Genomic DNA, 7,190 nt, shown 5'->3' on the forward strand with positions numbered 1-7,190 from the left:
GCTGCTCTTCCCCCCAAGCCGCAAAGCAAGCGCGAGCTGCTGTCTTCCTTCCCAAGCCGCAAAGCAAGCGCAAGCTGCTCTTCCCCCCAAGCCGCGAAGCAAGCGCGAACCGTTGTCCTCCCCTCTGCGGCTTAAAGGGGAAGCTCCGATCTCGTCCAGAAGCTTTTGTACTCCTCCCACTCGCCGTGCTCATCCTTCATGCAGTACTCTGCGTGAAAGAGGCGGTCCACCCGTTTGTGATAGCGATCATACAAGCTATAGGGATAAAGAAAGAGCAGGCCGCCCTCTGCACTCTCCCGTTCAATAACCGCTTCTTCCCGGTACCCTTCTTGCAGCAGCAATTCGACCGCTCCGGAGTAAGATAATCCCTTAAGAATGCTGAGATGAACCAGACGATGTCCCTCCCCATATTATTCTTCCGCAACCTTCACGCCCTCCGGCGCCTTGAACGAAAGCTCGCCGCGGCGATAAGCCACCCGAAACGATCCGCGCGCCGTGCGAAACTCGAGGGTAAAATCCGGCATGCCGTCCGGAATCCGCGGGCGGAACGACACTTCCGCCCATCCGGGCCGAGCCGGCTTGATCCCGATCATCTCCTCGATCAGCAGAGGAATCGGCGCGCTGGCCCAGCCGTGACACAGGCTCGTGTTCCATTTGTGCTCCTTGCCCCAAGCCTCGAAGCACGAGGTCGCCCCTTCCTTGACCATATTCGCCCACGATCGCTCGTCATCGCAGGTCATCAGCTCGTACAGAAGCGATGTTTCGCCATGCGCGGCCAGCGCCTTCAGAAGAAAATAGGACATGTACACCCCGCAGCTGAACCGCTTCCGGCGAATGAGCGAGACGATGGCGGGAACAGCCTGATCCGGAGCGATCCCAAACAGCAACGGCAGCATATTGGCATGCAGGGAGCAGTGATTCGTCTGCACGCTATCTGCGAATAATCCGGCTTCCGGACGATAGAAGGCGGCGATAAAGGACTGTCTCAATGCCGGCAGCTCATCCTCATACGGAATTTTGAGCATCGTTCGGATCGCCTGCACCGCTTGCACACAGCCGTAATACCACGCGTTGATGACGTTATGGCAGCCGTCCGCCACCGGTCTCGTTAAAGGAAAATCGTACCCGTCCCGCAAATTGTCCGGCCAATCGACCAGGTTCCATTTTTCCCTGACATTCTCCAATAGACCGTCCTGCCGCGCATACTTGCGAAAATAAGCCAGCAGGTTCTCGGCTACCGGATACATTTCCTGCAGAAAATCCATGTCGCCGCTGTGCTGATAATAGAGGAGCAGCTGCATCGGCCACTGAAGCGAGAAGTCGGCGATTTCCTGCATGAAGCTGCCCGGAGCGACCGCCAACAGGCCCGGGCAGACCGCGGCGGACAGCGCGAAATCGCGAATCGCCTTCCTAAACAACCGCAAATCGCCGCTGATGTACATATGCGCATGGCCCATCACGGTGTTGTCGCCCAAATATTGGCCTTTCTCGCGGGACGGACAATCCACGTAATTCTCCTGGGCGCAGAGCTGCACGCCGCGCGCGCAAATATCCCAAATTTGCTGCAGCAAGGAATCCGCCGTTTCGAAGCGGCACGCCTCCGGGTCAAGCGGATAATGCCTCACAATCGCGGCGAAGCGGTCCGGCCGAATAGCTTCGGGCGGCCCGATGACCTCGGCATAGCGGAAAGCTTTGTATTCGAACAGCTCCAGCGTATCCTCCCGGCCGGACAACGTCCACGTCTCCGCATACGTGCAGTTGCAGCGCATTTCATGCTTGACAGAGGCGCCGTCCGCCTCCAGCTCTTCCCCATAGCGGAGCTCAATGCGGTCCCCGGAGCGGCCTCGCGCCGTCATCTCGAACTGTCCGGTAATTTCCTTGCCGAAATCGATCAAATAATGCCCTTCCCCGAGCCTTTGAACATGGGCCGGTTCGATGCGGTACACCTGCAAAGCCGGCGTCGATTGCGGCACGAACACGTAATCGGCCTCGGGTTTCTCCGCTACAGTGTCCCAGTGTTCGTCGTTAAAGCCGACCGTATGCCAATCGGGAATAGCCAGCCTCTGATCGATGCATTCCAAAAATTGCGTATCGTAACCGACCGTTCCCGCCGTGCCGTATTGAGCGGCGATGGCATATTTCCAGGTGTTGTCCGTTGCGGCAGCCAAGCCTTGCTCCGTATAAAGCTCGGCAATCATCCCCTGGCGCAGATCGCCGCTGTTGTAGGCCCGGTTAATATGGCCCTGGTAATACACATGCACGGCGATCACATTCTCGCCGGCTTGCAATTGCGAGGTTAAATCCCACTCATTATAGTTATAATGAAAAACATACCCCTGCGCCGGACCTTGCCCGATGTAGCGGCCATTGACGTAGAGCTTGTAATAATCGTCAGCCGTCATGCGCAATACCGCCTGCCGCGGCTTCTCATGCAGCACCACTGTTTTTCGGACCAGCATGTGCCGGTTGCGCAGCGCTTCCGGGTGGACTGCCGTCCCTGACGGCTCGTACTCTTTGTGCAGCGTGGGGAGCGGCTTCAGCTCAAGAAATGCCGGATCTGTAATCCAGCTTGCCTTCCATGGCTTGCTCATAGGTCACCTCAGGCGGAGAAATAAGAAAAACGTCTATCCTTCGCCGGTTCGACGACTGCCGTTTTTTTCGCGAAGATGTCTTTATTATAGAACAATTTCGGCGTTGTGCTAATCGCGTTAAGAGCGAAAATGCTGCCCCAGCCGCCATATGAAGCCCTTCGCTGATGGCCGCTTCGCCAAAACATTCGCCGCGTCCCGCCACCCGGAAAACCGCAATCGGCAAGAAACGCGGCATTCATCCTTGCAGTATAATGAAGATAACGCTAGTCCACGCCAAGCCGAAAAGAGGAGGATCATTCATGACAGATGTCAAAAGCAGTTCGACGACTGCCTCCATCGTCCCACACCTGTGGTTCGACAAGGAAGCCAAAGAAGCCGCGACGTTCTACTGCTCCGTCTTCCCGGATTCTCAAGTAACGAGCGAGGTGACGCTGCGCGACACGCCTTCCGGCGACAGCGATCTCATCACATTCACCGTCTGGGGACAGCCGTTCATGGCCATCTCCGCAGGTCCGTACTTCAAGCCCAATCCTTCCATCTCGTTTATTGTGAACTTCGATCCGTCCCGGGACAAGAACGCGAGAGCCATGATTGACGAGGTGTGGAGCAAGCTGTCCGAAGGCGGCTTCGCGCTGATGCCGCTGGATCAGTACCCGTTCAGCCAGCGGTACGGCTGGATTCAGGACAAGTACGGCTTCTCCTGGCAGCTCATGCTGACGAATCCAGAAGGGGAGCCGCGGCCGACGATCATCCCCTCGCTATTGTTCGTGGGCGACAATTGCGGCAAGGCCGAGGAAGCCCGCGAATTCTATTTGTCGGTGTTCCGCAATGCGAGAGCCGGCAGCCTCGTTCGATACGGCCCCGGCCAAGCGCCCAACCGCGAAGGAACGGTGATGTTCACCGATTTCATGCTGGAGAACACGTGGTTTGCGGCTATGGACAGCGCCCTGGAGCACCCGTTCCAATTCAACGAGGCGATCTCCCTGCTTGTCCATTGCGAGACGCAGGAAGATATCGACGATTACTGGAGCAAGCTGTCCGCCGTCCCCGAGGCCGAGCAATGCGGCTGGCTCAAGGACAAATACGGCGTTTCGTGGCAAATCTCCCCCGCTGTCCTGGACGACATGATCACCAGGGGCACGCCGGAGCAGCGTGAACGCGTTACGCAAGCTTTTTTGAAAATGAAGAAGTTTGACATGGAAGAGCTGCGCCGAGCTTTTGAAGGGAAATAAGGGAGTAATCAAGAAAAGCTCACCCCGGAATGGGAGGTGAGCTCTTTTTGTGCGGCATGGAATAGCCCGAGATTAAACTCATTCGGTAAGCCTCGTTATTTATTCAGCGGGTATTGTTCGGATGCCCGGATTGAGCGCTTGGCGGTGCCGCATGCTTCTATTGGACATGGAGCCTCGCATCTAACCGAATTGCTGCCGAGAGGCTGCCTGCCGGGCTCTCTGTTTAAGCACGTTGTCCAAATACTGCGTAAACTTGGACTCGCCGCTGTATGTAAGGAACAACCATTCCAAAGCCCGGGTCATAGCAATGTACAACAAGGAAACTTCCCGTTCCTCCACCTCTTCGAGCGGAAACGGCATATTCTCGACGTTCACGATAAACACAGCGCGAAAATCGAGCCCTTTGGCGCTATCGATCGTCGAAATTTTAACCGTAGCTTCGTCCCGTTTGAAATTCCGTTTGGCCTCCGGGCTTTCGGTTATCCATGTGAAGGGCAGCTCATGCTGCGCCAAGCTATCTTTAATTTCATCAATATAAGAAGTATGATGGCTGTTTTTCACCCGGTACACAATCGCCATATCCTGGAACGGGATGTTCTTCTCCCGATGCAAAAACGTGATCGACTTGGCGACAAAATTCATTTCCTCCCGAATATGGCGGAACTTCTTGATCAACGGCTCCGGACCTTTCCGCTTGGTCGATTGCGGCGGGATGATCTCGATCCCATCCACAGACGCTTCCCGCACTTTACTCCTTAAGAGCGAATGCTCCTGATAAAAGTCCCAGGCGAACTGAACGATTTGTGCGGTATTACGGTAATTAATCGAAAGCACCTTGGAGCGTCCCCGGAAATCAAGGCCGATATCTTGGGACAGGCTTGTTTTTCGTTTAAAAATCGACTGCGCCCGATCTTCGACCAACAGCAACGATTGTGTATCCGGATTGAGGCAGCAGGACAGCAATTTCAGCCAGTCCGCCTCAAAATCTTGCCCCTCGTCGATCATAATCGCATCGTAGGTCGGCAGGATCGCCTCTTGGTTTCTCGCTTTTTCCAGCAGTGCCGGTATTTCGGTTTCTTTCATCTTCAGCTGGTTGCGCAGCCATTCATGGAAATTATACACTTCGATCCGATTCGCCCCTTGGGGCGGCGGCAGAAGCTCCAACAAGTCCTCCGGTTCGCTCATCATCGGTCGATCATTTGCCTGATGCTGCGAGACAATGCGATTCCGTAACATAGCACGAGAATTTTCCAATCGGGGTGCTCCTTGGCTAATATTTTCGCGCGGCTGGCGAGAATGAGCGTCTTCCCGCTTCCGGCAACCCCGCGAATGAGCTGGTGCTTGTCGCCAAGCTGCTTCGCCATGTTCTCCTGATGAAGATCCATCGTCTTGATATTGTGCAGCGACAGCAGAATCTGATCCTGGCGGCTGACCGGCGGCTTGAATTCCGCACTGATCCGCACCTCCGGAAACAGGTGGAACCGGATTGCCTGGATATCATCATTGGACAAGACGTTCTTCCGGCGATTCCAGACCGTAAACATGCCGTGAATTTTGTCAAACAGAATATCGGCCGAAAAAGCTTCGTCGTCGGGGTCCACCTCATCCCTGCACAGCACAAATTGAGGCTCGATCACTTCGTACAGGTTATATTTTATGAAATCCTCCTGCTTTAACCGGGTAAACACGGTGCCATAACCGTACGGGAACTTCAGAAAAGTAGTCCCTTCCTGCACCAGATTGTTGTCTTTCTTCAGCCGGTCCGAGATGAACATGGCGTTATCTCTCGCTTGCTTCAGCGGACTTTTGACCGTCACCATTTCGCCTGCCGAATTGCGCAAGATCCATTCGTCCCGTCCGTCCCTTAAGATTCTGCTTTGCGAATTCCCGCCAGTCGAGTTACCATTTTCCTCTTCATTTCAGATGTCCTGACGTTCCAAGACCGGTGAGCCTTTGGGCAAGAGCATTGGCCTGATCGACGGTTTGCCGGATAATGGCAGCGGCTGAGCGGCTGCTTGCTAAGCGAAGGCCTTGGCCTGCCCAGAGTGACATGTACTCGGGACGATTCGCTTTTGCAGCGGCCTGGCGGATGTCCCGGGTCATCGCATTTTGTATGGGGTAGTCAGGGATCGTGCCGGAATACTGCTGCATGTCCCTCATAAAATCGGTGCGAATGCCGCGTGCCGCTTTTCCCGAATAGGCGCGGGTGATTTCGGTCGCGTCCTCGTTCTCCGACAAAATCTTCTGTTTGTACGCCGGGTGCGCGCCGCTTTCGGTACACGCCAAGAAGGCCGTGCCCATCTGTACGGCAGCGGCTCCTAATGCGAGGCTTGCGACGAGTCCCCGTCCGTCCATGATCCCCCCGGATGCAATAACCGGGAGCGATACATGATCCGCCATCTGCGGAACAAGGGCCATAGCGCCAATCAAGGAACCGGAAGCGTCCTTCAGGAATGTCCCGCGATGTCCCCCCGCTTCGCTTCCTTGTGCCACGACAGCATCTACGCCGGCCGCTTCCAACCGAATGGCTTCATCCACTGTTGTTGCCGTGCCGATCACGAAGCTGCCTTGGTCCTTCATGGCTTGAATCACTTCTTGCGGCGGTATGCCAAATGTAAAACTGAGCACAGGTATCCGTTCTTCCAGCAAAACGCGAACCTGCTCCTCGAACGACTCCGAAAACGACGGAATCAGCGGATTTGACGGAATGCCAAGCGCCTCGCGATAAACATTCAGGTAAGCTGTCATTTCGGCGATCGCCGCTTCCGATTCTGTTGGCTGCTCAGGCACAAACAAGTTGACGGCAAACGGACGATCCGTTCTTGCCCGGATCTCTTGAATCGCAAGGCGAATTTGCTCCGGCGTCAAATATCCGGCTCCCAGGCTGCCAAGACCTCCCGCGTTGGAGACAGCCGCAACGAGGTCGGCCGTGGTAGGACCGCCCGCCATCGGCGCTTGAATAATGGGATAACGGATGTGTAGAGCGCGTGTCAATTCCGTTTCAAGCACTTTGAATTACCTCCCACAATTAAAGTAACCCTGAATTTCGAAAGTATCGCTTCTAATGAATTTTCACTACAAAACGCAACGAGCTGCGGTGGCATCAAAATCTTCCTGGCCTTTCTCGAAAAAATCAAACTGCCGGAGGCGATGTGCAGCCTCTCCGGCGGCAAAGCGCGTAACTCACTCTTCCCCGTTTACCGTATTCTGCTCTATCTCATCGTTGGCTGGATGCTTGGCTGCGAACGGATTTTTCATTTCCGTCGTTTGCAAGGCGACGCGCTGCTAAGGCGCTTTCTCGGCGGCCGCTGCCCGCATCACAGTCTGTTGTACAAGGTCGTTTCTGTCCCTCTTTGGTTAACGAACT

General features: G+C 55.2%; 4 protein-coding genes and 2 pseudogenes. 2 read left to right on the forward strand and 4 right to left on the reverse strand.

Annotated features, from left to right (window positions below; all coding sequences use genetic code 11):
- Positions 1-131: 131 nt before the first annotated feature.
- Both F591_RS0126340 and F591_RS0126345 read right to left on the reverse strand, forming a co-directional pair.
- Positions 132-341: a hypothetical protein gene (locus tag F591_RS0126340; RefSeq protein WP_019537543.1), complete on the reverse strand. Its 210-nt coding sequence runs from the start codon at positions 339-341 to the stop codon at positions 132-134.
- 69 nt (positions 342-410) lie between these two features.
- Positions 411-2,591 (reverse strand): family 78 glycoside hydrolase catalytic domain, encoded by a 2,181-nt coding sequence (locus F591_RS0126345; protein ID WP_019537544.1) that lies wholly within the window; start codon positions 2,589-2,591, stop codon positions 411-413.
- Between the two features lie 299 nt (positions 2,592-2,890).
- On the opposite strand from F591_RS0126345, the gene F591_RS0126355 reads away from it, so the two are divergent.
- A complete protein-coding gene (locus F591_RS0126355; RefSeq protein WP_019537545.1) occupies positions 2,891-3,823 on the forward strand; it encodes a VOC family protein in 933 nt (310 codons plus the stop codon).
- A 180-nt stretch (positions 3,824-4,003) separates the two neighbouring features.
- On the opposite strand, the pseudogene F591_RS31030 reads toward F591_RS0126355, so the two are convergent.
- Positions 4,004-5,706 (reverse strand): annotated as a pseudogene (locus F591_RS31030) (DEAD/DEAH box helicase); the annotation flags it as partial.
- A gap of 31 nt (positions 5,707-5,737) precedes the next feature.
- On the reverse strand, positions 5,738-6,832 hold the full coding sequence (locus tag F591_RS0126365) for an NAD(P)H-dependent flavin oxidoreductase (RefSeq protein ID WP_019537546.1): 1,095 nt from the start codon (positions 6,830-6,832) through the stop codon (positions 5,738-5,740).
- A gap of 30 nt (positions 6,833-6,862) precedes the next feature.
- Here F591_RS0126365 and F591_RS32505 point away from each other — a divergent pair.
- Positions 6,863-7,190, forward strand: a pseudogene (locus F591_RS32505) (hypothetical protein); the annotation flags it as partial.

This window comes from Paenibacillus ginsengihumi DSM 21568, assembly GCF_000380965.1.
GTDB lineage: Bacteria > Bacillota > Bacilli > Paenibacillales > NBRC-103111 > Paenibacillus_G > Paenibacillus_G ginsengihumi.